This window comes from Stenotrophomonas sp. YJH_SMC_138, assembly GCF_059369855.1.
The window spans coordinates 56,892-83,548 of record NZ_JCAFTB010000010.1 but is presented as its reverse complement, the minus strand read 5'-3'; the positions used below and the strand labels follow the sequence as shown (position 1 = coordinate 83,548).

Here is a 26,657-nt window from a genome sequence, read left to right as displayed (position 1 = left end):
CGGCTTTTTTGTTGCCCGGAGAAAGCCATGAACCTCGACAACTACGCCCCCGAGAGCGCGAAGCGCATAGCCGTGGCGCTGGTGGATGCCGCCCTCGCCGCTGGTTACTCGCTCGGCGTCTACGACGGCGAAGAAACCACGGTGCGGCACAGCCGCGACCGGCAAGAAGTGTTGGAGGCCCTCGCCTCTACCGACCACGATCACCTGCGGTTCTACCGCCCGGACGCAACAAAGGCGGGGTTTGTGCTCCTGATTTGGGAGAACGGGGACGACGCCGCGAGCGACTGGAGCGACAACGACGAGACCAACGCGCTGGTGATGCCGGTGCTGCGCGGGCTGGGGGTGCTGTGATGGAACTGCGCACCTACGGAACCCGCAACGTGTTCCTGGCACAGCCGGGGCGCTATCACGAACAACTGGCGGCGACCGCGATGACGCCGCAGCAAGCCGAGGAGTTCGCCACCGTGGTCAACCGCGCAATCAGGGATACCGACTTCGACCCCATCGACCTCGCGCAGCTGGCGAGCGGGTGGACGTGGCCCGAGCCGATGAGCACCGCGCCGCTGGGCATTGAGGACTCCGAATTTCTTGTCGAGGTGGCGCGCATGCTGCACCGCCTCTGGCAGGAGGTCGGCGAGCAGTGGAGCGGCGTTTGGGCCTACGACATCGCCGACCCGCTGGGCGGGTGGCTGTCGAGGAACGGCATCAACCACGAGACCGCCGATGGCGTGGCCCGCGCCGAGCAGCAGGCCCGCGCATGGATCGCCGAGGGCATGGGAGCCGCGCGATGAGCTACCGCGAGGAGGACATCTTGTTCGAGACCGAAAAGGCATGGGTGCTGCGCAAGGGGCCGAACCATTTTGAGGTCTACAAAATCGGCCTCACCCACTCGACACGCCACGGCATTTTTCACAACATCCCCGGCGCACTGGATCGCGCCATCGAACACGCAAAGGGCCTGTCGCAATGAGCAATGACAACGAGCTGGCTGTACCTGCCGGTGACAAGCTGGTCACCCTGGGCGACCGATCGGTCTCCTACGGTCCCCGCCAAGAGTTCGACGGGAGCGTCGAGCCTTGCGCACCGATGGCCGCGCAGTTTTGGGGCGTCTACCGCTGGGCCGGTAAGGACCGCTGGTGGTGGATTGCCGACGTGGCCGACGAGGACACCGCCCGCGCAGTGGCCGCCGCCTACCTGCTGAACGTCAAGCCCGATTGGGCGCACTGACCGATAACCACCCCTGATCCCGAGGCCCGCCTAGTGCGGGCCTTCGCATTTCTGGAGCACACCATGCAAATCTACGTTGCCTGCCTTGCCTCATATAACGCTGGCGTCCTGCACGGCGAGTGGATCGACTTGGAGGGACGCGACGCCGACGACGTGCGCGATGAGATTGCCCGCATCCTGCGCGAGTCGCCGCACCCGAACGTGACCGTTGATTGCCCGGATTGCGGCGGTACTGGAACCACATACGTCCCCCGAGTATTCGGCGGGGCGGAATGCACGGCGTGTGGCGGAAGCGGCAAGGTCGCCAGCGCCGAGGAGTGGGCCGTCCACGACTACGACGACGTGTTCGGGGATACCTGGGGCGAGCACCCCGACCTGGACAAGCTGTGCGCATTGCAAGAGCGGCTGGACGAGTTGCACAACGACACCGAACGCGCTGCCTACACGGCCTTCTGCGACCACGAGGGCCTCGACGATGTGACCGTGGAGCAGTTCCACGAAGCCTACGTGGGCCAGTTCGATAGCTGGGCCGACTTTGCCGAGAACTATGTGGACGAATCGGGGCTTCTCCACGGCGTGCCCGACGCCCTCTCCCGCTACTTCGACTACGAGAGCTATGGCCGCGACATTCGGCTCAACGGTGACGCGTTTGAGGTGAGCGGCTTCTACTTCTGGAGCCGCTAACGCCGCTTCCGCAAGACCCTGCGCCAATACAGGTATGTGCGATGCGCCGGCACCGAGCTAGTCCACACCCATACGACTAGGTGAAGGGCCGTAATGGCGACTTCTACGCGGGGGTCAATCATCGAACGGTCCTTGGGGTCGGGAGTGGCGATCACGCCCTTCAGCCCTAATCATAAGGCCAATCTCGATATTTGGCACTCATTGTTCCATTTGTAGCACTTGCATAACAGGAGACTTACATATGCGTAACGCAGATTTCACCGCAAACTCGACCCTGGTGATCGTCAACGTGGCCCTCCGCGTCCACCAGTTCGGCCCGTTCTTGGTATTCGAGCGGGAGGTTTTGGTCCTGCATGAACGGACCTACGAGGTGCCCGAATGATTCGGACCATCAATTTCGACCATAACGAGAAGCGCGGCGCTCTCCGCGCGATGCTCGGCCTACTCAACGAGCGCGTCCAGTTCTCGGTCGTCCCCGAGGACTGTGGCTGGCGGGTGTCGTATCCGGTCCCACCCGCGGCCCCAACGGAGACCCCGCGGCCATGACTTCACTGCACCAGTCGGGATCAATCTCTCCCGTGGTACTTGATTCCTACGGACGCGCCATCATTGTGGCCTGTAGTCTGCCCGACGGCAGCGTCATGCTGTCGGGCTGCGCATCCGCAGACGACCAGGGGGGCGTTCTCAGTCTATGAGTACGGTGAGACGGACAATAGCCAGCGCGGTAGTCCGCGTAGGGCAAGGACTGTTTTTTGCATCCGTGGTCGGGGCCATTGTGACCCTGGCGGCGATGCTGGCACTACCGTTCTTAAAACACTGAAACGTAAGACCTTTTTGTGGAGCGCAGCCGGGGGTGGCGGCGCATTACAACGCCGTGAGCAGGGGACAGGACGGCCCCTTCGCAGGGCAGAAGTACCTGGACCTGTTCGTGAAAGCCTTTGGATATGAGATCGGAATCGACCCCTCCCCCACGCCTTGGCAGCGTGGTTTCTGGATGGACAAAATTGGCAAGAATGCCATCAACATTGGCTTGGGCCTTGTAATCCTTACATTGCGGCTCCAAGATAGACCCTGATGGTTTCCCAAGGGGGAACCATCCCCTTACGGAAAATGAGCGCACCATGAATCTCTCGCAGAAAGAACTGACGGCCATTCTCACAACCGCACTGTCAGCCTTCCGGGAAGAGATCGACGAGGACATCACCGCCACCCGCATCCTCACCCTACTCGCCGTTGTGGACGAGCCGGGCATTCAGCAGGTGGACCTTGAGCGCGTCCTCGGCGGACTCTCTCCCTCCGCAGTGAGCCGCAATGTGCTCGACCTGTCGTCTATCAAGCGTAACCGCGAGCCGGGGCCTGACTTCCTAGAGCAGCGCCCTGATCCCGCCTACCGCAAGCGCAACCTGATCTTCCCGACGACCAAGGCGCTGCACTGGCTGGCTTCGCTCGCAGAACGTGTCAACCGCAAGGTGACGGCGCGCGTCGCAGCCGCCTAACCCCCAACACCCCGTTGTGCCCCGAGGCCCGCCTAGTGCGGGCCTTTTTCATTTCTGGAGATACACATGGCCCTTCGCCTCAAAGGGACCGCGCCCAAGCCGGGTGCGCCCGATAAGCGCTACTACATGCTCGACGTGCAGGAGGGATACCGGCGCGTGCGCTTGTCCACCGGCACCCGCGACCGCGTGGCAGCCGAGCGCAAGGAGCAGGCGGTCCTCGACGCCCTGCGCGACGACCCCGAGATTGCAGAGGACGCGCTGCGGGAGCTGATTCGGGGCAAGTCCCGGTCGGTGCAGATGGCCGTGGCGAAGGCCAAGGTCCGCCAGCGCACCCTCAAGGACGCGATGGACGACGCGCTGGACGACCGCAACTTTTGGGGCAAGCTCCGGTCCATCGACACCGTGCGTACCAACTGCAAGGTGGTCCAGAGCTACCTGGGCGAGGAAACGCCCATCAACGACATCACGCAGGCCGCGGTCAACGACATGGCGCAGCGCATGCTCGCCGACAAGGCGGCTCCCGCCACCGTGAACCGCAAGATGCAGTGCCTCCTTGCCCTACTGAAACGCGAGAGGAAGGCCGGCCGGTTCTTGGGAGAGCTGCCCGAGTACAGCTTGGCCGACGAGAGGGACAACGCACGCACGTTCGTCCTGAACGTTGAGGACGAGGAATTGATCCTGGCGCGGCTGCTGGAGTGGGACACGCTCCCGAACGGCCCTGCCGGAGGGCACCCACGGGTGCGCGACGGGGCGGACTACCGCGACCTGTTCGTGTGCCTCGCCGACCTGGGCTGCCGCATGAGCCAGGCCATCGGCATCCGGTGGTCCGAAGTAGTCGATCAGGGCGGAAGGCTCCACGTCCGCTTCTGGCGGCACGCTACGCTCAAGAAGGGGCGTCCCCGCACCCTACCCTGCACCGCCCGTGTCGCCGAGGTTCTACAGCGGCGCAAGGACGCCCTGGCGGCCACATCGGACGGCCCCTTCACGATGCTCAATCGCACGCGCGCCGACCGGCTGTGGCAATGGGCCATCAAGGGGACACATCTCGCTTCCGAGAAGGAGTGCGTACCGCATGCGCTCCGCCATACGTGCGCCACTCGGCTGCTGCTGGCGACCGGCAACATCAAGCTCGTGCAGGAGTGGCTCGGACACCGCGACATCCAGACCACCTCAGCGGTCTACGCGAAGGTACTGGCCGAGCAATCGCTCCAAGGCATGTCTGCACTGGAGCAGTTCCGCCTCCCAGCCGCCTCGAACGGAACAGGTGACGTTCCGAGACAGGGATCAATTGCCAAAGCGGGAATCCAATAGGACAACTGACCGTCGCCAGCTTATTTTTCAATCACTTAGGCAATCTGTGCTCGGCCAGATGGTGCGAAAGGCGGGACTCGAACCCGCACGAGGTCACCCTCACTGGAACCTAAATCCAGGGCGTCTACCAATTCCGCCACTTTCGCGTGGCCGGCACAGGTGTTCATTGTCGCAGGCGGCGACTGGAATCGGAAGGCCTGCACAAAGCTGAATCCACTACGCTCCGCGCCATCGCTGCATCGCGGCCAGCCTGGCGGGTGCGCGACCCGCCGGGCTGGCCGCAGCCTACTGCTGCGGTACCGTGCGGGCCGGCGCCGCGCCTGAGCCCGGGTCGACGGCCGCATCCACCTTCCGGACCTCCACGCCCCCATCGTCGGTGCGACGCAGGGCCACCGACGCCGGCGCAGCCCTGCGCACATCCACCGAACCGTCCGCATTGCGCTGTACGTCCACCGCGCCGGGCAGGACCTCCCCCTCCGCGGGCCGGGCCGGCCGCAACTGCATGGCGTCGTCGATCTGGCGCGCCGGAATGCGCTCTGCGCCCGGATCACGCTCGACAGCCTGCGCGGGATCATTGCCCGGCGTGCAGGCCGCCAGTGCCATCAACGCGAAGGGAATCCACACCGTGCCGTGCAATCGAGTGATCTCAGCCATCAACATCTTCCTTCCTGCATGCGCCATCGGCGCGGAAGATCTATTGGGTGCGATGCAGGGCGCCATGCGGTGAGAAGCAGTGCACAGCATTGAAAGCACTGATGACGCGTATGCCCCTGATTTCAGCACTGCTTCAGTGGATCCACGCCATGCGTGGATGAAGCGCAACCGGCGTGCGGGCAAGAAAAAAGCCACCTGGATGACCAAGTGGCTTTCGTCTGGTGGGCTGTCAAGGATTCGAACCTTGGACCTATTGATTAAGAGTCAACTGCTCTACCAACTGAGCTAACAGCCCGAAATCGGGGCGCGAATTATGACCCGATCCGCTCGGTGGGTGCAAGCACTTTCTTCAACATCGTTGAAACCAGCACTGCGATCCCGATGCGTTGCAGATCCACGCCAGGTGGGGCCCTGCAACGTGTGGCCCATTGAAACGAAAGGGTCACACCTATAAGAAAAAAGCCACCTGGCGTACCAGGTGGCTTCCGTCTTGGTGGGCCGTCAAGGATTCGAACCTTGGACCTATTGATTAAGAGTCAACTGCTCTACCAACTGAGCTAACGGCCCGTGAAACTCAGACGCACATTGTAACGTGCTTTCTGTTTATTGCAATACCGTTTCGGCTGCGCCGATGCGGTTGAATCAGTGGGGTGGCTGAGGGGATTCGAACCCCCGACCACCGGAATCACAATCCGGTACTCTAACCAACTGAGCTACAGCCACCACTGAAACTTTCGCTCCACCGCCGATACCGCCAGCACTGGAACCTTGAAACCTTGCCTGGAGACTGTCACCGAAGTTCCGGTCCGCCGAAGCGAGTCCGATATTCTGGTGGAGTCTTTACGCTTTTGCAAGCACTTCTTCACATCCGCCGATGCGATCCCGCTGTCCCGCCAATGGCGCGCCCGACAGGAATCGAACCTGTAACCGCCGGCTTAGAAGGCCGGTGCTCTATCCAGTTGAGCTACGGGCGCCCGAACCGGAACGGTGTCCAATCCGACGTGACGTGGGATTGGTCGGGGTAGAGGGATTCGAACCCCCGACATCCTGCTCCCAAAGCAGGCGCGCTACCAGACTGCGCTATACCCCGGTCTTGCAATCCCCTCGGGTCAGGCCCGGGGAGTTGGTCATTGTCGCCAAGCGCGTTGGGAACTGTCAACGAAGGATGCGCAGTTCCACGGCCTGCCACAACGCCGAAAGCAGTCATCGGCTATGCTCACGCCCATCGGCCGGATGGCCGTCCTGACCCTCATTCGCACGGAGAACACGCATGCGCAGCGGCAACCCGGCTCTTTCCGAGTCGACCTTCCTCGACCTCGCCAGCGGTTCGGTGGTGACCAGCCCCGACCAGGCAATGACCCTCAACGGCACCGTCAACAAGACCGGTTTCCTGCTGCTGTTGACCGTGCTGACGGCCGCTTTCGCCTGGAACCAGACCATCGACGACTACGGCCAGGTCATGGCCGGAGCCAGGTTGTATGCCATGGGCGGCGCCATCGGCGGCCTGGTGCTGGCGCTGATCACCATCTTCAAGAAGGAATGGTCGCCGGTCACCGCGCCGATGTATGCGCTGGTGGAAGGCGTGTTCCTCGGCGCCATCTCGGCCCTGTTCAACGCCAAGTTCCCGGGCATCGTGTTCCAGGCCGTGCTGCTGACCTTCGGCACCCTGTTTGCGCTGCTGTTCGCGTACCGCAGCGGCGTGATCAAGGCCACCGAGAACTTCAAGTTGGGCGTGGTCGCCGCCACCGGCGGCATCGCCCTGCTCTACCTGGCCTCGTTCGTGCTGGGCTTCTTCAACATCAACGTGCCGGTGATCCACGACTCCAGCTGGCTGGGCATCGCCTTCAGCCTGTTCGTGGTGGTCGTGGCGGCGCTGAACCTGGTGCTGGACTTCGACTTCATCGAAACCGGCGTGGCCCAGCGCGCGCCGAAGTACATGGAGTGGTATGGCGCATTCGGCCTGATGGTGACCCTGGTCTGGCTGTATGTGGAGTTCCTGCGCCTGCTGTCGAAGATCCAGCAGCGCTGAGTCCAGCCACGCCGAGAGAGACAAGCCGCGATCCGCAAGGGTCGCGGCTTTTTTGTAGAGTCGAGCAAGCCCACACGTCCCCTGCCCCCATGCCCGACACCTTCCACAGCTACCGCCCGGCAGAGGGCCACCGTCTGCCGCATGACCCGTTCAACGCCATCATCGGCCCGCGCCCGATCGGCTGGATTTCCAGCCGCGACGCACAGGGCACGTTGAACCTGGCGCCCTACAGCTTCTTCAACGCCTTCAACTACACCCCGCCGATCATCGGCTTCTCCAGCCAGGGCCGCAAAGACTCGCTGCGCAACATTGAAGCCACCGGTGAATTCGTGTGGAACCTGGCCACCTTCGACCTGGCCGAGGCGATGAACGAAAGCTGCCGTGCGGTCGCGCCGGATGTCGACGAGTTCGTCCTTGCCGGCCTGACGCCACTGGCCTCAACGCAGGTCACACCGCCCCGCGTGGCACAGAGCCCGGTAAGCATGGAATGCCGCTGCACGCAGATCGTCCGCCTGCGCGATGCCGCCGGCCAGGACACCAACGGCTGGCTGGTGCTGGGCGAAGTGGTGACGGTGCATATCGATGAACGGCTGCTGGTCGATGGCATCTACGACACCGCTGCGGCGGCCCCGATCCTGCGCGGCGGCGGGCCTGCCGACTACTTCCGCATCGGCGCCGGACAGCGCTTCCGCATGTTCCGCCCGACCTGACGTTCAACCGGTTACGGCCGCGCCAGCAGCACCGGCATCGACGACGCCAGCAATGCGATGCCCGACGCGGTCAACAGGCTCAGTACGATCTGCCGGAAGCGCGCCTCGCTGATGCCGATGTAGACGCGCGCACCCAGCAGGGTCGGCACCAGCATCGCCGGCGCCACGATGGCGAAGTACGGCAGCATCTGCCGGCTCACCAGGCCGCTGCCGACATAGGTGGCCATGGTCACTGCCAGCATCGCCAGGTTGAAGTTCTGGATGACCGCGCGCTGCTCGTCCCTGCCGAAGCCACGCAGCGTGCTCCACAGCGTCGGCACCGGTCCGGCGAAACCGCCGATGCCGCTGAGCACCCCACCTGCCATGCCGGCGATCGCGTCACCGATACGACCACCCACGCGGATCGGCGGCAATGATCGCGCCATCAGCATCACCGGGCACCACAGCGCAAGGAAGCCGCCCAGCAGCGCCTTGAACCAGTCCATGTCCAGGTGTGGCAGTACCATCACGCCGAGCGGAATGCCCGCCAGGCCGCCCAGCACGAACGGCAGCAGCAGGCGCAGGTTGAAGCCACGCCGCACGGTGAACACGGCCACCAGCTGACCGACCAGCGCGCCGAACACCGACAGCGCAGCGGCCAGTCGCGGCTCCAGCCCCCATGCCCAGAACAACATCGCTACCATCCCGAAGGCGAAACCGGACAGGCCCTGTACGAATCCGGCGACGATCGCGCCAAGCGCGACCAGCAGATACACCGACTCCATCATCACCCCGGCTGCAACCGCGCGACTACCCTGCCGCGCTCACCTGTGCAGCGTAGTGCGCCGCGAGATGCTCGACCAGCGCACGCACCTTGGGCGCCAGTGCACGTGCATGCGGGTACAGCGCGAAGTAGCGTCGCTGGCCCGCATGCCAGGCCGGCAGCACGCGGATCAAACGACCGGCGCGCAGATCCTCCTGCACGGTGAAGGCGGTGAACAGGCTGATGCCCATGCCGGCCAGCGCGGCGGCGTACAGTGCGGGCGTGGCATCCACGCGCAGGCGCTGCCCGGCTTCGATGCTCGCGGTTGCGCCGCGCGGCCCCTGCAACTGCCAGGGCGGCATTGCTGGCGTGGGACTGAAACCCAGCAGCGTGTGATGAGCCAGGTCCGCTGCCTGCCGCGGCAGTCCGTGGTGTGCCAGGTAGGCCGGTGCGGCGACCAGGATGCGCGGGCAGCTGGCCAGCTCGCGCGCGACCAGCTGGCTGTCCGGCAGTGAAGCCGCGATGCGCAGGGCCAGGTCGAAACCACCACCGACCACATCGACCAGCTGGTCATCGGCCGACAGGTCCAGCGTGACCTGGGGGTAACGCTGCAGGAATGACGGCAGCCAGTGCGGCAGCTCCTGGCTGGCCACCACCTGCGGCACGCTGATCCTCACGCTTCCACTGGGCTGCGCCTGCCCGGCACGGGCACGGTCGTCGGCTTCCTGCAGGCGGTCCAGCAGCGTTGCCGCCTCACGGTAGTAGTCGCGCCCGGCCTCGGTCAACGACAGCCGGCGGCTGTTGCGATCGAGCAGGCGCACCTGCAGGTGTTCTTCCAGCTGCCGCAGTTGCCGCGACATCGCCGAGTGGGTGGTACCGAGGCGCTCGGCTGCCGCGGTGAAGCTGCCCGCATCGACGATGGCGCGCAGTGCACGCAGGGCAGCGAAGTGATCCATCGGCGGGCAGCTCCACGTGGCGGAGCCCGCGGCATGCGGGCCCCGCCAGCTTATCAAGCGCCGTCGCCGGCCTTGCGCACCGGCAGTGCCAGGATCGCGTCAGTCGTCATGACATCGCCGAAGGCGTCCTCGATCTGGGCCAGAGCGGCTTCATGCAGCGTGCGATGGCCGATGCGCCGGCCGCCAGCCAGGTCCAGGTCACGGCTGGCGCTGGCATCGGACGAGACGATCACCCGGTAACCACGGGGCGCGGCCGCCGCGTCGCGCGCGGCACCAGCCACGCAGGCATGGGTCTGCAGGCCGGTGACGATCAGGGTGTCGATGCCGGCGTTCTTCAGCAGCGGGTCGAGCACGGTGGAGGACGCGCCGGCGAACACGCTGACATTGTCCTTCTGCACCACGGTCTCGCCCTGGCGCGGCTGCAGGTCGCGATGGAAGGCAGCATTGACGCTGCCCTGTGCGAACAGCGGCGCACCCGCCGGCAGCACGTGCTGCACATGGATCACGCGGATGCCATGAGCATCGGCGAATTCGACCACCCGCTTCGCCTGCCGCAGCGCGGCCACGCCATCGGGAATGACCATGCGGCCACCGGCAAGGCCCGGTGCGGCCGTGGCATCGAAGTACTCATTCTGGAAGTCGATGACCAGCACGGCGGTCTTTGCCGCATCCAGCGAGGTCGCGACCGGCGCGCCAGCCATGTGGCGGATGGTGGGATGGGCCGGCTCGGCGGCGGCGACCGGGGCGGTGGTGGCCATGCCGATCAGGCTGGCCAGGCCGAAGGCGGTGAGGTTCATGTTCGAGCTCCAGTGCGTTGGGAAGTGGGCACAGGATGCGGAGCGCATGACGCACGAACCAGCCGCGTAGCGGCACATGATCTGTGCAATGTACGCACAGACAATTTCCATGTAGAGCCACCCCATGGGTGGCTGCGGACCAAGGCCCCGTCATTCCACGCACGGCGTGGATCTACCGGGCCGGCCCACAACGCAACGGGGCGCCCGAAGGCGCCCCGCTGTGGATCCAACCGAGGTCGGCCGGCCGCTTACAGGCGGCTGGCGATGGCCTGGGCAAAGCTCATGGTGGTGCCGGTGCCGCCCAGGTCGCCGGTCAGCGAATCCTTGGCTTCCATGGTCGCCACGATGGCCTTGCGCAGGCGCTCGGCGTTTTCCGGCTGGCCGACATGGTCCAGCATCTGCGCGGCTGCCAGCAGCAGCGCGCACGGATTGGCCTTGCCCTGGCCGGCGATGTCCGGCGCGGTGCCGTGCACGGCTTCGAAGATCGCCGCGTCCTTGCCGATGTTGGCACCCGGGGCCAGGCCCAGGCCGCCGACGAGACCGGCGCACAGGTCGGAGATGATGTCGCCGAACAGGTTGGTGGTGACGATCACATCGAACTGTTCCGGACGCATCACCAGCTGCATGCAGCAGTTGTCGACGATCATTTCCTGGAACTCGATCTCCGGGTACTGTGCGGCGACTTCACGGGCGACGTTCAGGAACAGGCCCGAGGTCGACTTGATGATGTTGGCCTTGTGCACGGCAGTGACCTTCTTGCGGCCAGTGCTCTTGGCCAGCTCGAAGGCGTAGCGCACGATGCGCTCGGAGCCCTTGCGGGTGATGCGGGTGCCGGAGAAGGCGGTTTCGCCGTCGGCCGACACTTCCTGGCCTTCGGCCAGGTAGGCACCTTCGGTGTTCTCACGGACGGTGATCAGGTCGACGTTGTCGAAACGCGACTTGGTGTTCGGGAAGGTGTGGGCCGGACGCACGTTGGCGTACAGGTCGAAGTGGCGGCGCAGGCTGACGTTGATCGAGGTGAAGCCACCACCGACCGGGGTGGTCAGCGGGCTCTTCAGCGCGACCTTGTTGCGCGCGATCGATTCCAGGGTCACTGCCGGCATCAGGTCGCCATGCTTTTCCAGGGCCACCAGGCCGGCGTCGGCGTCTTCGTACTCCAGGCCAGTCTTGAGCTGGTCGAGCACGAACAGGGTGGCGTCCATGATTTCCGGGCCAATGCCGTCGCCGCGGATGACCGTAATTTTCTGCGTCATTGATCGATGTTCCGAACAGGGGGAAAAACGCCGTCCGGACGTGCCCGGAAACGCCGGCGCAAAGGAAGTTTCACCGGCAATTATGCCTGAGCCGGGGCCGAGGTCCCAAATAGACCATGGTCCCAGTGCCCGGCCCAGGCAGAATTGCCCGCGCATTCCGCCTTATCCCCGCGCCTGTCGGCGCGCCCCCTTGAACAACAAGGGGGCTCCTGGGCTGTTGGATCGTGGGAAGGCCCCTCGCGGGTGCGGTAGTGCCGGCCGCTGGCCGGCAACCCCGGCCATGCCGGATTCAGGGAATACCGGCCAGCGGCCGGCACGCCCCTCAGTGCTCGTGCGCTGCCGGGGCGGCGGCGCCACCTTCAAGCTGGTCGAGGAAGTCGACCGCGCGGCGCAGGTGCGGGATCACGATCGATCCGCCCACCACCAGGCCGACCGAGAAGGTCTCGAAGAACTCCTCGCGGGTGACGCCGGCGTCCTTGCACTGGGCCACGTGATAGCTGATGCAGTCGTCGCAGCGCAGCACCATCGAGGCCACCAGGCCCAGCAGCTCCTTGGTCTTCACGTCCAGCGCGCCGGCCTGGTAGGTCTGCGTGTCCAGCGCGAAGAAGCGGCGCACCACCTGGTTCGGCTCACCCAGGATCCGCTCGTTCATGCGCTTGCGGAACTCGGTGAACTCGGCGATGCGGTCCTTGCTGCCGTCGTCGGCCGCGCTCATGCCTGGCCCTGCCCGGCCAGCAGCGGCTCGAGCTTGCCTTCACGGTGCAGGGCCATCATGTCGTCGTAGCCGCCGACATGGACGTCGCCGACGAAGATCTGCGGCACGCTGGTGCGGCGGGTCAGCGCCATCATCTTCTCGCGCTCGGCCGGGTCCAGGTCGATGCGGACCTCGGTCCACTGCTGGCCCTTGCTCTTCAGGAAGTTCTTGGCGGCCACGCAGTACGGGCAGACGGCGGTGGAATAGATGGTGATGGCGGGGGCACCGCCGGCGGTCTGGGCTGTCACGGGAAACTCCACGATGGATCGACGGTCTACATATGGTACCGGTGCGCTGGAATTTCCACGCCACGGCCGCAACACTGTGGATTAACGAATGGTTGCCCCCCGCCCTGCCACGCTTGGCGCGCCCCGCCCGAGGAACTCCTGCTTGCGAGCCCTGCTGCTGACTACCGCCGTCACCCTGGCCCTGGCCATGCCGCTGGCCCAGGCCCAGGAGAAGCTGCCCGACATCGGCTCCTCGGCCGGCGAGCTGCTGACCCCGGCCCGCCAGGCCGAGTACGGCGCGATGATGCTGCGCGAGCTGCGCAACTACGGCTACCTGCTGGAAGATCCGCTGGTCAACGACTGGCTGCAGACCATGGGCACCCGTCTCGGCTCCAACAGTGACCAGCCACGGCAGCCGTACACCTTCTTCGTGATGAACGACCGCCAGATCAACGCGTTCGCCACGCTGGGCGGCTACATCGGGGTCAATGCCGGCCTGGTGCTGACCGCCGAGCGCGAGGACGAGGTCGCTGCGGTGCTGTCCCACGAAATCGCCCACGTCACCCAGCAGCATGTGCTGCGCGGCGTCGAGCGCGCCCAGCGTGACCAGATCCCGATCCTGCTGGGCATGCTGGCGGCGGTGGTGGCCGCCCAGGCCAGCAACAGCACGTCGTCCGGCAACGCGACGATGGCCGCGATCAGCTCGGGCATGGGCCTGATGCAGCAACGGCAGATCAACTACACCCGCTCCAACGAGTCCGAGGCCGACCGCCTGGGCATCCGCACCCTGTCGCGCAGCGGCTACGACGTGGATGCCATGGCCGGCTTCTTCGAACGGATGTCGGCGGCCATGCGTGGCAACGAAGGGGGCTACAGCGTGCCCGAGTTCCTGCGCACCCACCCGGTCAACATCACCCGCATCAGCGAAGCCAAGGCCCGCGCCGAGCAGATGAAGAAGGATACGGTGCTGCTGACCACCAGCACCCCCACCGGCGAGCGCAAGGAGCGGGTGGACCCGGCCGATCCCAGCCTGGGCGAGCCGCTGCTGCGCGGCAACAACCCGCTGCTGCCCAGCAGTGTGCTGCGCCTCCCGATCGGCCAGCTCAACCGTGGCGCCAGCGGCGACTTCGACTGGGCACGTGAGCGCCTGCGCGTGCTCAGCGCGGATTCCACCCCCGAGCTGGAACGCGAGTATGCCGACCTGGCCAAGCGGCAGAAGGACGGTCTCAACGATGCGCAGCGCTATGGCCAGGCGCTGGCGGTCATGCGCGGTGGCCGTGCCGGCGCCGGCCAGGCCCGGCAGACCCTGGCCGGCCTGCTCCAGACCCATCCCGGCAACCTGTGGCTGGCGCTGGGCCTGGGCGAAGCGGAATCGCGGGCAGGCCAGGCGGCCCAAGCCAACAGCCGCTTCGAGCAGCTGCTGCGCGAACACCCCAACAGCCGCCCGGTGGCACTGACCTATGCCGAGATCCTGAACGAACAGGGCAACCGCGAGGCCGGCCAGCGCGCGCAGGCGATGCTGCGCCCCCTGTTGTCGCAAAGCGGTAACGATCCGGTCTTCCAGCAGCGCTTTGCCCGCGCCAGCGAGCTGGCCGGCGACAGCGTGCGTGCCAGCGAGGCCTATGCCGAGGCCGCCTTCCTCAGCGGTCGGCCGGAACAGGCGCTGCTGCAGCTGCAGGCGCTCAAGCGCAACCCGGCGCTGGATTACATTGGCCGCGCGCGGGTCGATGCCCGCATCGAAGCGATCACCCCGACCGTGCTGGAGCTGCGCCGCCAGGGCGTGCAGGACCCGGACCTGGACCGGCGCTGAGCGCTGCATGACCGGCCGATGGCAATCCAGGCCGGTTCCGGCCGGGCAGTCACAAACATGTCATCAAACCGTAGTCTACTGGCACCACTCCAGTAACCGAGCCCTACGGTGTCCTCGTGCAGAAACGCATCCTGATCGTCGATGACGAGCCCGCGATCCGTGAAATGGTCGCCTTCGCCCTTCGCAAGGGCGATTACGAACCGGTCCACGCCGGCGATGCCCGGGAGGCCCAGACCGCGATCGCCGACCGCGTTCCGGACCTGATCCTGCTGGACTGGATGCTGCCCGGCACCAGCGGCCTGGACCTGGCCCGTCGCTGGCGCAAGGAAACGCTGACCCGCGAAGTGCCGATCATCATGCTGACCGCCCGCGGCGAAGAGAACGACCGCGTCGGTGGCCTGGAAGCCGGCGTCGACGACTACGTGGTCAAGCCGTTCTCGGCGCGCGAACTGCTGGCGCGCATCCGTGCGGTGATGCGCCGTGCCCGCGAGGACGACGAGGACGGCAGCGTGGCAGTCGGCCCGATCCGCATCGACGGCGCCGCCCATCGCGTGTTCGCCAACGACCAGCCGGTGCCGATCGGCCCGACCGAATACCGCCTGCTGCACTTCTTCATGACCCATCCGGAGCGCGTCTACACCCGCGCGCAGCTGCTGGACCATGTATGGGGTGGCAGCGTGTACGTGGAGGAGCGCACCATCGACGTGCATATCCGCCGCCTGCGCAAGACGCTGGAACCGTTCAACGCCGAGAACATGGTGCAGACCGTGCGCGGCGCCGGCTACCGGTTCTCCACTGCCACCTGAGTCTCGTCGTGCCGGCACCGCGCACCTGCGGGTGCCGGTGCCGGCAACTCTGCTATAACCCTTGGTTCACTCCAGTGAACCGCCGCACCTCAACGACGAGACCGCAATGCCCCGCCACATCCGCTCTGCCTGGTTGAAGACCCTGGCCACCGTTGCCGCGGTACTGCTGTTCGCCGGACTGGTGGGGTGGTTCACGGGCCATCTGTGGTTGTGCATCGCACTGGGCGCGCTGGCTACCCTGGCCTGGCATTACTGGCGACTGCGCAGCGTGCTGCGGCGGCTGACCGCGCGCCAGCGCTGGGACACCGCCGAAGAAGGCACCGGCGTCTGGAACGAACTGGACCGCCTGCTGTATCGCAACCAGGTGGAAATGCGCGTGCGCAAGCGCCGCCTGCTGGACATGCTGCGCAGCTACCGCGCCGCCGCCGCCGCATTGCCCGACGCGGTGGTGGTGCTGGACCGCAACAGCCAGCGCGTGCAGTGGTTCAACGAAGCGGCCACCGCCCTGCTCGGCCTGCACCATCCCGGCGACCTTGGCGAGGCCCTGGTCGAACGCCTGCAGCCGATGCCGCTGGCCCACTGGCTGGCCGGTGGCCGCAATGCCGAACCGATCCTGGACGTGCCCTCGCCGGTCGATCCGGCGATCCGCCTGAACCTGCGCCTGATTCCCTATTCGTCGGATTACTGGCTGCTGATCGCCCGCGACGTCAGCAAGCTGCTGCGCCTGGAACAGGTGCGCCGCGACTTCGTGGCCAATGTTTCACACGAGCTGCGCACGCCGCTCACCGTGGTCCACGGCTACCTGGACATGATGGATCCGGAGGACTTCCCCGGCACCGGCCCGATGCTGGAAGAAATGCGCAAGCAGAGCCAGCGCATGGCCCAGCTGGTGGAAGACCTGCTGACCCTGTCGCGGCTGGAATCGCAGGAGCACAGCGAGGAAGAGACCGTGGCCATGCAGCCGATGCTGGCGACCCTGCGCCGCGAGGCCGAGGCGCACAGCCAGGGCCGCCACCAGATCAGCATCGATGATCTGGCCGGTGTCGACCTGCAGGGTTCGACCAAGGAACTGCACAGTGCCTTCTCCAACCTGGTCACCAACGCGGTGCGCTATACCCCGGCCGGGGGCCGCATTGCGGTGGAGTTCCGCCGCGAAGGCGACGGCGCCGTGCTGGCGGTGCGCGATTCCGGCTACGGCATTCCCGCCACCCACCTGCCGCGCCTGACCGAACGTTTCTACCGTGTGTCCAGCAGCCGCTCGCGCGAGAGCGGCGGCACCGGGCTGGGCCTGTCCATCGTCAAGCACATCCTCGGCCTGCACCACGCACGGCTGGAGATTGAAAGCGAAGTCGGCAAGGGCTCGGTGTTCTCCTGCCATTTCGATGCCGACCACGTGCGCCCGCGCGAGTCCGCCCCCCTGACCTCCATCGAAGAATGACGCCATGAGCAGCCTCGGATCCCTCCCCCTCCCCGTGAGCCCGGACAACGATCCGTTGCGCGACCCGTCGCTGTACATCAACCGCGAGCTGTCGCAGCTGGATTTCAACTTCCGCGTGCTGGCGCAGGCCATGGACCCGCAGGTGCCGCTGCTGGAGCGCCTGCGCTTCATGTGCATCTCCTGCACCAACCTCGACGAGTTCTTCGAGATCCGTGCCGCCGCCGTGCGCCACGCGCAGGAATTCGGCCTGCCGCCGGCGCCGGACGGCATGAGCCCGCAGGCCATCCTCAACGCCATCCATGACCGCGCTGCGGAGCTGGTGGACCAGCAGTACCGCTGCTGGAACGAGACGCTGCGCCCGGCGCTGATGGAGGCCGGCATCGGCGTGCTCGGTCGCCATTCCTGGTCCGACCGCCAGAGGCGCTGGCTGCGCGCCTACTTCCGCAACGAGATCATGCCGGTGCTGTCGCCGCTGGGCCTGGACCCGGTGCACCCGTTCCCGAAGATCCTCAACAAGTCGCTGAACATCGTGGTGGTGCTGAAGGGCACCGATGCGTTCGGCCGCGCCGGCCACCTGGCGATCGTGCGTGCGCCGCGCTCGCTGCCGCGCATCATCCAGCTGCCGGAGAAGCTCGGCGGATCGCAGAACTTCGTGTTCCTGTCCTCGGTGCTGTCGACCTTCGTCGATGAGCTGTTCCCGGGCATGGAAGTCCAGGGTGCCTACCAGTTCCGTGTCACCCGCAACTCCGAGCTGGTGGTGGACGAGGAGGAAGTGGAGAACCTGGCGCTGGCGCTGCGCGACGAACTGGTCGACCGCGGCTACCGGCCGGCGGTGCGCCTGGAGATCGCCCACGACATGCCGCGCGAGATCGTGCGCACGCTGCTGCAGAATTTCGGCCTGACCGAGAACGCGGTGTACCGCATCGACGGCCCGGTCAACCTCAACCGCATCATCCAGCTGTACGACCTGATCGCGCAGCCGGACCTGAAGTACCCGCCGATGACCCCGCGCACGCTGCGCGACAGCGACGGCATCTTCGAGACCACGGCGCGCCAGGACCTGCTGCTGCACCACCCGTTCGATGCCTTCACCGCGGTGCTGGACCTGATCCGGCAGGCGGCGATCGATCCCAACGTGCTGGCGATCAAGCAGACGCTGTACCGCACCGGCAAGGATTCGCTGATCGTCGACGCACTGATCCAGGCCGCGCGCAACGGCAAGGACGTGACTGTAGTGGTCGAACTGCGTGCGCGCTTCGACGAAGAGGCCAACCTGGGCCTGGCCGATCGCCTGCAGGAGGCCGGGGTGCAGGTGGTGTACGGCGTGGTCGGCTACAAGACCCACGCCAAGATGCTGCTGATCGTGCGCCGCGAAGGCCGCAAGCTGCGCCGCTACGTGCACCTGGGCACCGGCAACTACCACAGCGGCACTGCCCGCGCGTACACCGACATCAGCCTGATCACCGCCGATCCGGACATCGGCAATGACGTGCACCTGTTGTTCCAGCAGCTGTCCGGGCTGGCCTCGAAGATGAAGCTCAAGCGCCTGCTGCAGTCGCCCTTCACCCTGCACACCGGCATCCTCGGCCGTATCGAGCGCGAGACGCGCATCGCCGCCGCCGGCCGCCCAGCGCGGATCATCGCCAAGATGAACGCGTTGAACGAACCGCAGGTGGTGCGCGCACTGTACGCCGCGTCGCAGGCCGGCGTGCAGATCGACCTGATCATCCGTGGCGCCTGCACCCTGCGTCCGGGCGTTCCGGGTGTCTCGGACAACATCCGCGTGCGCTCGATCGTCGGCCGCTTCCTGGAGCACAGCCGCGTCTACTGGTTCGGCAACGACGGCGCGCCGGAGATGTACTGCGCCAGCGCCGACTGGCTGGAACGCAACCTGCTGCGCCGGGTCGAGACCTGCTTCCCGATCCTCGATCCGGAACTGGCCAAGCGGGTGTACCGCGAGGTCCTGCAGAACTACCTGGACGACAACCTCAACGCCTGGGAACTGGACGCCGACGGCCTCTACCACAAGCGTGCGCCGGCGCACGACGAAGCCCCGCATTCTGCGCAGATGGCATTGATGCAGGGGCTGTAGTCCTGCCCCGGTGGACCCCGACCGCTGGTCGGGATTCGATCAGCGGTCGCCCGGGGTCAGATCCCTTTCCTGCGGGAAAGGGATCTGACCCCTTGCAATCCTGCTGCACGCCTCCTTCCAAAATGTGAAGGCCGCGCGGTGACGAGCACACCGCCGCTTCGGCTAACATTCGCCCATGCCGCATACCTCCACGACTCCGCCCGCATTGCAGGATGGCGACCTGCTGGCCGCCATCGACCTTGGCTCCAACAGTTTCCACATGGTCATCGCGCGCTACACGCTCGGCCAGCTGCGGGTGATCGACCGCCTGCGCGAGACGGTGCGCATGGCCGACGGGCTGGATGGCAAAGGCGGACTGTCTTCCGCCGCACGGCAGCGCGCGCTGGAATGCCTGGCCCGTTTCGGCCAGCGCATCCGCAATGTGCCGCCGCATCGGGTGCGCGCGCTGGCCACCAACACGGTGCGCCAGCTGCGTTCTCCCCAGTCGTTCCTGGTCCCGGCCGAAACCGCACTGGGGCATGCCATCGAAGTGGTCAGCGGCCGCGAAGAAGCCCGCCTGATCTACCTGGGCGTGGCCCACGCGCAACCCCCCAAGCCCGGCCAGCGCCGGCTGGTGATCGACATCGGTGGCGGCTCCACTGAATTCATCATCGGCATGGGCATGCAGACCCTGGAGCGTGAAAGCCTGCAGGCCGGTTGCATCGCCAGCACCCGGCGCTTCTTCCCCGGCGGCAAGCTCAGCAAGAAGCGCTGGAAGGACGCGCTGGCCGAGATCGGCCGCGAGTTCCAGCCCTTCGCCAGCAAGTACCGCGCGCTGGGCTGGCAGGAAGCGCTGGGCTCTTCGGGCACGCACAAGGCGATCAGCGAGATCTGCGCGACGATGAAGCTGAGCAAGGGCGCGATCACCGCCGAGGCCCTGCCGCAACTGCGCGATGAGCTGCTGAAGGCCAAGAAGATCGACGACATCCAGTTGCCGGGCCTGTCCAGCGACCGCCGCCCGATCATCGCCGGCGGCATCCTGGTGCTGGAAGCGGCGTTCCAGGCACTTGGCCTGCAGAAGCTGCTGGTCAGCAAGGCCGCGATGCGCGAGGGCATCCTCTACGACATCGTCGGCCGTGCCGGCGAGAACGACCTGCGCGATGAATCGGTGGCCGCGCTCAGCCAGCGCTACGGTATCGATACGGTACAGGCCGACCGCGTGCAGGACACTGCTCTGTCACTGCTGGAGCAGGTGCAGGAACGCTGGAAGCTCGATGCCGATGATGCGCGCATGCTCGGCTGGGCCGCACGCCTGCACGAACTGGGCCTGATGATTGCCCACAGCGGCTACCACGTGCATGGCAGCTACGTGCTGGAGCACTCGGACATCGCCGGCTTCTCCCGCCAAGAACAGCAGATGCTGGCCGCGCTGGTGCGCAGCCATCGCCGCAGCGTGACCAAGACCGCCTTCGACGCCCTGCCCGAGCGACTGCTGCTGACCGCGCGCCGGTTGGCGGCCCTGCTGCGGCTGGCGGTGCTGCTCAACCGCGCGCATGAGGACGACCCGCTGCCGGCGCTGGAACTGACCGCCGACGACAACCGGCTGTCGCTGATCGTGCCGCAGGCGTTCATCGATGCCCGTCCGCTGCTGCGCGCCGACCTGATCGGCGAGACCGACGGGATCGCCGGGCTGGGCATCCAGTTCCGTCCGTTCGTAGCCTGAATACGCCGTCGCCTGTTGTCCACAGGACAGCAGGAGTGACGCACTTCGCACCCCCACTTTGCGCAGTCTGGCGGTTTTTTGTGCTGCTTCGCATCACGACGGCACCGTATCGCGTATCGCACCTCTCACGTAAGCGCCTGCTTTTGTTCACGTTTTGTGAAGGATGGGAGTGTCCCGTGACATAAATCGATACGAACTCTTTACAGAGCATTAACTAACGAGACTACTATCGGGTCACCGGCTCGGTCATCAACCCAGCTGGCTCCTTCGACGCCCACTTTGGCGTCTTGTGCACGACCTGAGAGAGAGAGCTCGCCATGACTTCACGCACCACCGCACTGGGGCAGGCCATCCGCTATGCCCTGGCTACCACCGCAACGTTGGCCGCCCTGCCCGCGTTTGCCCAGGACGGCAGCAACGCAACGCCCACCAACCTCGACCGCATCGAGATCACCGGCTCGCGCATCCGCCAGGTGGACGTGGAAACCGCCCAGCCGGTGTTCGCGATCAGCCGCAACGACATCGAAAAGCAGGGCTTCAGCTCGGTTGCCGACATCCTGCAGAACGTCACCGCGATGGGCAGCCCGACCATCAGCCGCGCCAATGCGCTGACCGCGGGTGAAAACGCGGGTGGCACCTACATCGACATGCGCAACCTGGGCACCCAGCGCACGCTGGTGCTGGTCAACGGCAAGCGCATGGGCATCAGCACGTCCGGCTACCAGGACATCTCCACGCTGCCGGTGTCCGCCGTGGAGCGCATCGAGGTGCTGAAGGACGGCGCCTCTGCGATCTATGGCTCCGACGCCATGGCCGGCGTGGTGAACATCATCACCCGCTCCAATGTCACCGGTGTGACCGCCAACGTCTATCACGGCCAGTACAGCCAGGGCGACGGCGCACGTGACCGCTTCGACGTGGTCGCCGGCTGGAGCAACGATCGCGTGTCGTTGACCTTGTCCGCCGAGCATGCCGAAGAGAAGGGCGTGTGGGCGCGCGATCGCGGCTTCAGCAAGTACGGCATGACCGATCGCCATCCGTACGACAGCAGCAACTGGACCACGATCAGCCAGTACGGCCAGTTCACCGGTCTGCGCGGCCCGGGCTGTACCGCCACTGCGGGCTGCGGCTATTCCCTCAACCGCGGCGCGGATCCCACCAACCCGGCCAATTACCACCTCACCGATAGCACGCCGTTCACCGGTGACGTGAGCAACGCCAACGACCAGATGCACGTGATGTATCCGGTCAAGCGCGACTCGGTCTATTTCGACGGCCGCTTCAAGATCACCGACAACGTCAACTTCCGCACCGAGCTGGGCTACAACCAGCGTGAGTCCACCCGCCAGATCGCGGGCTATCCGCTGCAGTCGAGCACCGCCGGTGTCGGCTCGATGTCGATCAACAGCTACTTCAATCCGTTCGGCCGCCAGCACGGGTATGCCACCCCGACCGCCGTGGCATGGAACCGCCGCACCTGGGAAGTGCCGCGCGTGACCACCAGCGAGCTGAAGACCTACCGCGCGGTGGCGTCGTTCGACGGTTCGTTCGAGATCGGCAGCCGCTACTTCGACTGGGAAGTGGGTTACCAGTACAACCGCAATGAACTGGAATCGGTGGCGACCGGCAACCTGCACAAGGGTCGCGTCGCCGGCGGCGTCGGCCCGTCGTTCTACAACGCCGCCACCGGCAAGGTGCAGTGCGGCACCGCCGCTGCACCGATCTCCTATGACGTGTGCAAGCCGTGGAACCCGCTGGTGCCGTACGGCACGACGGCTGCCGATGGCCTGTACGGCAACGAAGAACTGCAGGCGTGGCTGTTCCCGGAAGAGATCACCAAGGGCCGTACCACCTCCAAGAACTTCTTTGCCAACATCGCTGGCAGCATCGTGACCCTGCCGGCTGGCGACCTGGGCTTCGCGTTCGGCGTGGAAAGCCGCAAGGAAGAAGGCAAGTACACCCCGGATGCCCTGGCCCAGACGGGCGCGACCACCAACCTGGCCGCGGGCCCGACCGGCGGTGACTACACCGTCAACGAGGCCTACCTGGAAGTGAACGTTCCGGTGCTGGCCGACCTGCCGGGCGCGAAGGAACTGACCTTTAATGGCGCAACCCGCTTCTCGGACTACAACACCTTCGGCAACACGCTCAACAGCAAGTTCGGCTTCAAGTGGAAGCCGATCGACTCGCTGATGGTGCGTGGCACCTGGGCCGAGGGCTTCCGTGCACCGACCATCAGCGACCTGTTCGGTGGTGGTTCGGAGACCTTCGCGCAGTTCAGCGATCCGTGCGACACCCGCTTCGGTTCCTCGGCCTCCAGCGCGGAAGTCCGTGCACGTTGCGCACGCGACATCGCCAATGCGAATACCTTCCGCCAGCTGCGCCAGGGTGGCACCCCGGTGAACACGTCGACGGACGCGACCCCGGTGCCGTTCACCTCCGGGTCGAACCCGCTGCTGACGCCGGAAACCTCGACCAGCAAGACGCTGGGCCTGGTCTGGAGCCCGAGCTTCATCCAGGGCTTCAACGCCTCGCTGGACTGGTGGAAGATCCGCATCGACAACACGATCATCGCCGACACGCCGACCCAGATCCTGCAGGACTGCTACGAATCGGGTATCGACGCGCGCTGTTCGCGCTTCCAGCGTGACCCGGTGACCGGCATCGTGACCAACCTGAAGTTCGGCAACCGCAACGCGGGCTTCATGGAAACCGAAGGCTACGATCTGGACGTGAGCTACCGTCTGGACACCCGGTTCGGCAAGTTCAACGTGAACTCGGCCACCACCTACGTGTCCAGTGCGACCTACCGCACCTCCAACGACAGCTCGATCGTCCCGATCGTCACCAACGGCATCGGCAGCGCTTTCCGCGTCCGTTCCAACCTGGTGCTGGGCTACGAGCGGGGCAACTTCGGCGCGAGCTGGACCGCGCGTTACTATTCGGGCGTGAAGGAAACCTGCTCGAACATCGCGCTGTACCCGGACGAGTGCTCGGATCCGGGTGTGTACGCACCGTGGTACAAGGGCGCACGCAACTACAACGAGCGCGGCGCGGTCACCTTCCACGACGTGCAGGTGCGTTACTCGCTGCCGTGGGACGCCACCGTGTCGGTCGGTGCCAACAACGTGTTCGAGAAGACCGGCCCGGTCATGTACAGCAAGCCGAACTCGGCCTTCTCGTACTACGGTGGTTACGATATCGGCCGCTTCATCTACATGAAGTACCAGCAGCGCTTCTGATCCATCGCGCTGTGACGGAAGCATGACGACCACGGCCCTTCGGGGCCGTGGTTTTTTATTGGCCGCCGCGCCCAGGCGCTGGCCGGCGCCACCGTCATCTGATGGTCGCAAAGCGGTCATGTCGGCTACATCGCCAGGCCCGAGCATGCCGGAAACCCGGAGGCCCGCCATGCGCTATGCCATCGTCACCGAGACCTATCCACCGGAAGTGAACGGCGTCGCCCTCACCGTGCAGGGGCTGGAACAAGGTCTGCGCGCAGCCGGGCACGAGATCGACCTGGTCCGCCCCCGCCAGTCCAGCGAAGCGCTGGATTCGGCACCCGGCACCTTGCTGGTTCCCGGCGCCGCCCTGCCCCGCTACCCCGGCCTGCGTTTCGGACTGCCGGCGCCGATCCGGCTGGGCCGCCATTGGCAGAAACAACGCCCGGATGCGGTCTACATCGCCACCGAAGGTCCGCTCGGCTGGTCGGCACTGCGCACTGCGCGCCGCCTCGGCATTCCGGTCGCCAGCGGCTTCCACACCCGCTTCGACGAGTACCTGCCCGACTACGGCGTGGCGTGGCTGCAGGCCGCAGCCATGCGCTGGATGCGCCGTTTCCACAACCAGGCCGATGCCACCCTGGTGCCGACCCGCGAGCTGCAGCAGTTCCTCGGCGAACAGGGCTTCGAGCGCGTGCGCCTGCTGGCCCGCGCGGTGGACAGCCAGCAGTTCGATCCTGGACGGCGCGATCCCGCGCTGCGCGAGGAATGGGGCGTGGATGGCAACGGCCTGGTGGCGATCTATGTCGGCCGCATCGCTGCTGAAAAGAACCTCGGCCTGGCAGTGAAGGCATTCCGCCGGCTGCAGCAGATCCGGCCCAAGGCACGCTTCGTGTGGGTCGGAGATGGCCCGGCCCGCGAGAAGCTGGCACATGAAAACCCCGACTTCATCTTCTGTGGCATCCAGCGCGGCGATGCGCTGGCCCGGCACTTCGCCAGCGGCGATCTGTTCCTGTTCCCCAGCCGCAGCGAGACGTTCGGCAACGTGACCCTGGAAAGCATGGCCAGCGGTGTGGCCACCGTGGCCTTCGACTACGGCGCCGCGCGCGAGTACCTGCGCAATGGCGAGAACGGCGCAGCCGTGGACAGCGACGATCAGTTCATCGAGGCCGCCGTGCGACTGGCCGCCGATGACGCGCAGCGCCGCGAACTGGGCGGCAATGCCGCACGGGCGATGAAGCGCCTGCATCCACAACAGGTGGTGGCCGAGTTCGATGCGCTGCTGGCCGAACTGGCACAGTCGCGGAGGAACGGCCATGCGCACTACGCCGCTTGAGCTGCTGGCCGGGCGCGAAGCACGCTGGTGCCGACGCGCAAACCACTACTGCCGGCGGCGCCGCGTGCGTCGCCTGTTCGCGGTCATCAGCCGGCTCGGCGATGGCGTGTTCTGGTACGTGCTGATGGCCGCGCTGGTGGTGCTGGACGGCTTCGACGGCCTGCGCGCCTCGGTGCACATGGCCGCCACGGGCCTGGCCGCGCTGCTGCTGTACAAGGTCCTCAAGCGCTGGACCCGGCGCCCGCGGCCCTACGCGGCCGACCTGCGCATCCGCGCCTGGGTGGCGCCGCTGGACGAGTTCAGTTTCCCCTCCGGACACACCCTGCATGCGGTGTCGTTCACCATCGTGGCACTGGCCTACTACCCGTGGCTGGCGCCGCTGCTGGTGCCGTTCACCTGTGGCGTTGCACTGTCGCGGGTGGTCCTGGGCCTGCACTATCCTTCCGATGTGCTGGCAGCCACCGCCATCGCCATCGTGCTGGCTTCGGCCAGCCTGACCTGGCTGCCGCTGCCGGTATAGCCCCGGGGTCAGATCCTTTTCCTTCGGAAAAGAGATCTGACCCCCACAATACCGGCGGCGCCACCATCATCATTGATGGCCTAGAATGCGGGCATGACCACGCTGTTCATTTCCGACCTGCACCTGGACCCCAGCCGTCCGGAGATCACCGACCTGTTCCTGCGCTTCCTGCGCGAGCAGGCGCCCGGCGCCGATGCGCTGTACATCCTCGGCGACCTGTTCGAGGCCTGGATCGGCGACGACACGCCCTCGCCCGCCGCCGACACGGTGGCCGATGCGTTGAAGGTGCTGTCCGACAGCGGCGTGCCGGTGTACTTCATCCGCGGCAACCGCGACTTCCTGCTCGGTGAGGACTACGCGCGCCGTGCCGGCCTGCGCATCCTGCCCGACCCGTGCATGATCGAACTGTACGGCCGCGCGGTGCTGCTGCAGCACGGTGACCTGCTGTGCACCGATGACATTCCCTACCAGCAGTTCCGTGCACAGACGCGCGACCCGGTATTCCAGGCGCAGTTCCTGTCGCAGCCGCTGGCCGCACGCATCGCGTTCGCGCAGAAGGCGCGCGAAGCCAGCCAGGCGCGCCAGTCCGAGATGAAGCAGGACGATCGTGCGCAGTTCGAGTCGGTGACCGACGTGGCCCCTGCCGAAGTCGATGCCACCTTCGTGCGCCATGGCGTGGACACCATGATCCATGGCCATACCCATCGGCCGGCGATCCACACGCTGCAGGCCGGTGGTCGCGAGCGCACCCGCATCGTGCTGGGTGACTGGTACGAACAGGGTTCGGTGCTGCGCGTGGATGCCAGCGGCTGGACGCTGGATACGCTCGCGCGCGAATAACGGATCGCAAGGTGCCAACCAAGGTTGGCATCTACCAGAGCAGGTGCATGCG

26 protein-coding genes and 6 tRNA genes are annotated in these 26,657 nt (G+C 66.0%); 19 read left to right on the top strand and 13 right to left on the bottom strand.

Features of this window, described 5'->3' with window-relative positions; translation table 11 throughout:
• The first annotated feature begins 27 nt into the window (after nucleotides 1–27).
• From AC5P7I_RS18495 to AC5P7I_RS18460, 8 genes are all read left to right on the top strand, one after another.
• Complete coding sequence (locus AC5P7I_RS18495; protein WP_005412384.1) at nucleotides 28–351, top strand: hypothetical protein; 324 nt, start codon at nucleotides 28–30, stop codon at nucleotides 349–351.
• Nucleotides 351–791: a hypothetical protein gene (locus AC5P7I_RS18490; protein ID WP_005412383.1), complete on the top strand. Its 441-nt coding sequence runs from the start codon at nucleotides 351–353 to the stop codon at nucleotides 789–791. The genes AC5P7I_RS18495 and AC5P7I_RS18490 overlap by 1 nt, the downstream gene beginning before the upstream one ends.
• On the top strand, nucleotides 788–970 hold the full coding sequence (locus AC5P7I_RS18485) for a hypothetical protein (RefSeq protein WP_032961794.1): 183 nt from the start codon (nucleotides 788–790) through the stop codon (nucleotides 968–970). The genes AC5P7I_RS18490 and AC5P7I_RS18485 overlap by 4 nt, the downstream gene beginning before the upstream one ends.
• On the top strand, nucleotides 967–1,227 hold the full coding sequence (locus tag AC5P7I_RS18480) for a hypothetical protein (RefSeq protein ID WP_032961791.1): 261 nt from the start codon (nucleotides 967–969) through the stop codon (nucleotides 1,225–1,227). The genes AC5P7I_RS18485 and AC5P7I_RS18480 overlap by 4 nt, the downstream gene beginning before the upstream one ends.
• Nucleotides 1,228–1,290: 63 nt before the next feature.
• Nucleotides 1,291–1,911, top strand: coding sequence for an antirestriction protein ArdA (locus tag AC5P7I_RS18475; RefSeq protein WP_032961789.1), 621 nt, complete (start codon nucleotides 1,291–1,293; stop codon nucleotides 1,909–1,911).
• Between the two features lie 241 nt (nucleotides 1,912–2,152).
• A complete protein-coding gene (locus AC5P7I_RS18470; RefSeq protein WP_005412379.1) occupies nucleotides 2,153–2,293 on the top strand; it encodes a hypothetical protein in 141 nt (46 codons plus the stop codon).
• A 739-nt stretch (nucleotides 2,294–3,032) separates the two neighbouring features.
• Nucleotides 3,033–3,407 (top strand): winged helix DNA-binding protein, encoded by a 375-nt coding sequence (locus tag AC5P7I_RS18465; RefSeq protein ID WP_005412378.1) that lies wholly within the window; start codon nucleotides 3,033–3,035, stop codon nucleotides 3,405–3,407.
• Between the two features lie 66 nt (nucleotides 3,408–3,473).
• Nucleotides 3,474–4,718 carry a tyrosine-type recombinase/integrase gene (locus AC5P7I_RS18460; RefSeq protein WP_049417433.1) on the top strand — a complete coding sequence of 415 codons (1,245 nt, stop codon included), beginning with the start codon at nucleotides 3,474–3,476 and terminating at the stop codon, nucleotides 4,716–4,718.
• A gap of 59 nt (nucleotides 4,719–4,777) precedes the next feature.
• On the opposite strand, the gene AC5P7I_RS18455 is transcribed toward AC5P7I_RS18460, so the two are convergent.
• From AC5P7I_RS18455 to AC5P7I_RS18425, 7 genes are all read right to left on the bottom strand, one after another.
• Nucleotides 4,778–4,864, bottom strand: a tRNA-Leu gene (locus AC5P7I_RS18455).
• 139 nt (nucleotides 4,865–5,003) lie between these two features.
• Nucleotides 5,004–5,372 (bottom strand): hypothetical protein, encoded by a 369-nt coding sequence (locus tag AC5P7I_RS18450; RefSeq protein ID WP_111205354.1) that lies wholly within the window; start codon nucleotides 5,370–5,372, stop codon nucleotides 5,004–5,006.
• Between the two features lie 219 nt (nucleotides 5,373–5,591).
• A tRNA-Lys gene (locus AC5P7I_RS18445) sits at nucleotides 5,592–5,667 on the bottom strand.
• 196 nt (nucleotides 5,668–5,863) lie between these two features.
• A tRNA-Lys gene (locus AC5P7I_RS18440) sits at nucleotides 5,864–5,939 on the bottom strand.
• 79 nt (nucleotides 5,940–6,018) lie between these two features.
• Nucleotides 6,019–6,095, bottom strand: a tRNA-His gene (locus AC5P7I_RS18435).
• A 174-nt stretch (nucleotides 6,096–6,269) separates the two neighbouring features.
• Nucleotides 6,270–6,346, bottom strand: a tRNA-Arg gene (locus AC5P7I_RS18430).
• Nucleotides 6,347–6,385: 39 nt separating this feature from the next.
• Nucleotides 6,386–6,462 (bottom strand) — tRNA-Pro (locus AC5P7I_RS18425).
• A 180-nt stretch (nucleotides 6,463–6,642) separates the two neighbouring features.
• Between AC5P7I_RS18425 and AC5P7I_RS18420 the strand changes: the two genes are divergently transcribed.
• Entirely contained in the window at nucleotides 6,643–7,401 is a 759-nt protein-coding gene (locus tag AC5P7I_RS18420; RefSeq protein ID WP_014646095.1) for a Bax inhibitor-1/YccA family protein, read from the top strand.
• A gap of 89 nt (nucleotides 7,402–7,490) precedes the next feature.
• Nucleotides 7,491–8,111: a flavin reductase family protein gene (locus AC5P7I_RS18415; RefSeq protein WP_014646094.1), complete on the top strand. Its 621-nt coding sequence runs from the start codon at nucleotides 7,491–7,493 to the stop codon at nucleotides 8,109–8,111.
• 11 nt (nucleotides 8,112–8,122) lie between these two features.
• Here AC5P7I_RS18415 and AC5P7I_RS18410 read toward each other — a convergent pair whose 3' ends face one another.
• The 6 genes from AC5P7I_RS18410 to grxC all read right to left on the bottom strand — a co-directional run bounded on the left by AC5P7I_RS18410 (nucleotide 8,123) and on the right by grxC (nucleotide 12,861).
• Entirely contained in the window at nucleotides 8,123–8,875 is a 753-nt protein-coding gene (locus tag AC5P7I_RS18410) for a sulfite exporter TauE/SafE family protein (protein ID WP_134808550.1), read from the bottom strand.
• Nucleotides 8,876–8,900: 25 nt separating this feature from the next.
• Nucleotides 8,901–9,809, bottom strand: a complete 909-nt coding sequence (locus tag AC5P7I_RS18405; protein ID WP_032961780.1) for a LysR family transcriptional regulator — start codon at nucleotides 9,807–9,809, stop codon at nucleotides 8,901–8,903.
• Between the two features lie 53 nt (nucleotides 9,810–9,862).
• Complete coding sequence (locus tag AC5P7I_RS18400) at nucleotides 9,863–10,606, bottom strand: cysteine hydrolase family protein (protein ID WP_134808549.1); 744 nt, start codon at nucleotides 10,604–10,606, stop codon at nucleotides 9,863–9,865.
• A 248-nt stretch (nucleotides 10,607–10,854) separates the two neighbouring features.
• A complete protein-coding gene (locus AC5P7I_RS18395; RefSeq protein ID WP_014036138.1) occupies nucleotides 10,855–11,859 on the bottom strand; it encodes an isocitrate dehydrogenase in 1,005 nt (334 codons plus the stop codon).
• A gap of 322 nt (nucleotides 11,860–12,181) precedes the next feature.
• Nucleotides 12,182–12,574 carry a carboxymuconolactone decarboxylase family protein gene (locus AC5P7I_RS18390; protein ID WP_004154542.1) on the bottom strand — a complete coding sequence of 131 codons (393 nt, stop codon included), beginning with the start codon at nucleotides 12,572–12,574 and terminating at the stop codon, nucleotides 12,182–12,184.
• Nucleotides 12,571–12,861 (bottom strand): glutaredoxin 3, encoded by a 291-nt coding sequence (gene grxC / locus AC5P7I_RS18385; RefSeq protein ID WP_004154541.1) that lies wholly within the window; start codon nucleotides 12,859–12,861, stop codon nucleotides 12,571–12,573. The genes AC5P7I_RS18390 and grxC overlap by 4 nt, the downstream gene beginning before the upstream one ends.
• A gap of 142 nt (nucleotides 12,862–13,003) precedes the next feature.
• Here grxC and AC5P7I_RS18380 point away from each other — a divergent pair, with 142 nt between their 5' ends.
• The 9 genes from AC5P7I_RS18380 (at nucleotide 13,004) to lpxH (ending at nucleotide 26,605) form a co-directional block, all read left to right on the top strand.
• Nucleotides 13,004–14,650, top strand: a complete 1,647-nt coding sequence (locus tag AC5P7I_RS18380) for a M48 family metalloprotease (protein ID WP_014646090.1) — start codon at nucleotides 13,004–13,006, stop codon at nucleotides 14,648–14,650.
• Nucleotides 14,651–14,766: 116 nt separating this feature from the next.
• Nucleotides 14,767–15,456 carry a phosphate regulon transcriptional regulator PhoB gene (gene phoB, locus AC5P7I_RS18375; protein WP_005408258.1) on the top strand — a complete coding sequence of 230 codons (690 nt, stop codon included), beginning with the start codon at nucleotides 14,767–14,769 and terminating at the stop codon, nucleotides 15,454–15,456.
• A gap of 106 nt (nucleotides 15,457–15,562) precedes the next feature.
• Complete coding sequence (gene phoR, locus AC5P7I_RS18370) at nucleotides 15,563–16,894, top strand: phosphate regulon sensor histidine kinase PhoR (protein ID WP_005415460.1); 1,332 nt, start codon at nucleotides 15,563–15,565, stop codon at nucleotides 16,892–16,894.
• Between the two features lie 4 nt (nucleotides 16,895–16,898).
• A complete protein-coding gene (ppk1, locus tag AC5P7I_RS18365) occupies nucleotides 16,899–18,986 on the top strand; it encodes a polyphosphate kinase 1 (protein WP_262088316.1) in 2,088 nt (695 codons plus the stop codon).
• A gap of 175 nt (nucleotides 18,987–19,161) precedes the next feature.
• On the top strand, nucleotides 19,162–20,688 hold the full coding sequence (gene ppx / locus AC5P7I_RS18360) for an exopolyphosphatase (protein WP_032955928.1): 1,527 nt from the start codon (nucleotides 19,162–19,164) through the stop codon (nucleotides 20,686–20,688).
• Between the two features lie 317 nt (nucleotides 20,689–21,005).
• The gene (locus AC5P7I_RS18355; RefSeq protein ID WP_032955931.1) at nucleotides 21,006–23,930 is read left to right on the top strand and encodes a TonB-dependent receptor domain-containing protein; all 2,925 of its coding nucleotides are present in this window, start codon (nucleotides 21,006–21,008) and stop codon (nucleotides 23,928–23,930) included.
• Nucleotides 23,931–24,099: 169 nt separating this feature from the next.
• Entirely contained in the window at nucleotides 24,100–25,245 is a 1,146-nt protein-coding gene (locus tag AC5P7I_RS18350) for a glycosyltransferase family 4 protein (protein ID WP_049407510.1), read from the top strand.
• Nucleotides 25,226–25,765 carry a phosphatase PAP2 family protein gene (locus AC5P7I_RS18345; RefSeq protein ID WP_032955935.1) on the top strand — a complete coding sequence of 180 codons (540 nt, stop codon included), beginning with the start codon at nucleotides 25,226–25,228 and terminating at the stop codon, nucleotides 25,763–25,765. The genes AC5P7I_RS18350 and AC5P7I_RS18345 overlap by 20 nt, the downstream gene beginning before the upstream one ends.
• Nucleotides 25,766–25,858: 93 nt before the next feature.
• On the top strand, nucleotides 25,859–26,605 hold the full coding sequence (gene lpxH, locus AC5P7I_RS18340) for a UDP-2,3-diacylglucosamine diphosphatase (protein WP_032955937.1): 747 nt from the start codon (nucleotides 25,859–25,861) through the stop codon (nucleotides 26,603–26,605).
• Nucleotides 26,606–26,657 lie beyond the last annotated feature (52 nt).

What these genes read in the sequence shown, in the direction of transcription:
- AC5P7I_RS18495 (WP_005412384.1), top strand. Translation starts at nt 28, where the DNA reads ATGAACCTCGACAACTACGCCCCCGAGAGCGCGAAGCGCATAGCCGTG.
- AC5P7I_RS18490 (WP_005412383.1), top strand. Translation starts at nt 351, where the DNA reads ATGGAACTGCGCACCTACGGAACCCGCAACGTGTTCCTGGCACAGCCG.
- AC5P7I_RS18485 (WP_032961794.1), top strand. Translation starts at nt 788, where the DNA reads ATGAGCTACCGCGAGGAGGACATCTTGTTCGAGACCGAAAAGGCATGG.
- AC5P7I_RS18480 (WP_032961791.1), top strand. Translation starts at nt 967, where the DNA reads ATGAGCAATGACAACGAGCTGGCTGTACCTGCCGGTGACAAGCTGGTC.
- AC5P7I_RS18475 (WP_032961789.1), top strand. Translation starts at nt 1,291, where the DNA reads ATGCAAATCTACGTTGCCTGCCTTGCCTCATATAACGCTGGCGTCCTG.
- AC5P7I_RS18470 (WP_005412379.1), top strand. Translation starts at nt 2,153, where the DNA reads ATGCGTAACGCAGATTTCACCGCAAACTCGACCCTGGTGATCGTCAAC.
- AC5P7I_RS18465 (WP_005412378.1), top strand. Translation starts at nt 3,033, where the DNA reads ATGAATCTCTCGCAGAAAGAACTGACGGCCATTCTCACAACCGCACTG.
- AC5P7I_RS18460 (WP_049417433.1), top strand. Translation starts at nt 3,474, where the DNA reads ATGGCCCTTCGCCTCAAAGGGACCGCGCCCAAGCCGGGTGCGCCCGAT.
- AC5P7I_RS18450 (WP_111205354.1), bottom strand. Translation starts at nt 5,372, where the DNA reads ATGGCTGAGATCACTCGATTGCACGGCACGGTGTGGATTCCCTTCGCG.
- AC5P7I_RS18420 (WP_014646095.1), top strand. Translation starts at nt 6,643, where the DNA reads ATGCGCAGCGGCAACCCGGCTCTTTCCGAGTCGACCTTCCTCGACCTC.
- AC5P7I_RS18415 (WP_014646094.1), top strand. Translation starts at nt 7,491, where the DNA reads ATGCCCGACACCTTCCACAGCTACCGCCCGGCAGAGGGCCACCGTCTG.
- AC5P7I_RS18410 (WP_134808550.1), bottom strand. Translation starts at nt 8,875, where the DNA reads ATGGAGTCGGTGTATCTGCTGGTCGCGCTTGGCGCGATCGTCGCCGGA.
- AC5P7I_RS18405 (WP_032961780.1), bottom strand. Translation starts at nt 9,809, where the DNA reads ATGGATCACTTCGCTGCCCTGCGTGCACTGCGCGCCATCGTCGATGCG.
- AC5P7I_RS18400 (WP_134808549.1), bottom strand. Translation starts at nt 10,606, where the DNA reads ATGAACCTCACCGCCTTCGGCCTGGCCAGCCTGATCGGCATGGCCACC.
- AC5P7I_RS18395 (WP_014036138.1), bottom strand. Translation starts at nt 11,859, where the DNA reads ATGACGCAGAAAATTACGGTCATCCGCGGCGACGGCATTGGCCCGGAA.
- AC5P7I_RS18390 (WP_004154542.1), bottom strand. Translation starts at nt 12,574, where the DNA reads ATGAGCGCGGCCGACGACGGCAGCAAGGACCGCATCGCCGAGTTCACC.
- phoR (WP_005415460.1), top strand. Translation starts at nt 15,563, where the DNA reads ATGCCCCGCCACATCCGCTCTGCCTGGTTGAAGACCCTGGCCACCGTT.
- ppk1 (WP_262088316.1), top strand. Translation starts at nt 16,899, where the DNA reads ATGAGCAGCCTCGGATCCCTCCCCCTCCCCGTGAGCCCGGACAACGAT.
- ppx (WP_032955928.1), top strand. Translation starts at nt 19,162, where the DNA reads ATGCCGCATACCTCCACGACTCCGCCCGCATTGCAGGATGGCGACCTG.
- AC5P7I_RS18355 (WP_032955931.1), top strand. Translation starts at nt 21,006, where the DNA reads ATGACTTCACGCACCACCGCACTGGGGCAGGCCATCCGCTATGCCCTG.
- AC5P7I_RS18350 (WP_049407510.1), top strand. Translation starts at nt 24,100, where the DNA reads ATGCGCTATGCCATCGTCACCGAGACCTATCCACCGGAAGTGAACGGC.
- AC5P7I_RS18345 (WP_032955935.1), top strand. Translation starts at nt 25,226, where the DNA reads ATGCGCACTACGCCGCTTGAGCTGCTGGCCGGGCGCGAAGCACGCTGG.
- lpxH (WP_032955937.1), top strand. Translation starts at nt 25,859, where the DNA reads ATGACCACGCTGTTCATTTCCGACCTGCACCTGGACCCCAGCCGTCCG.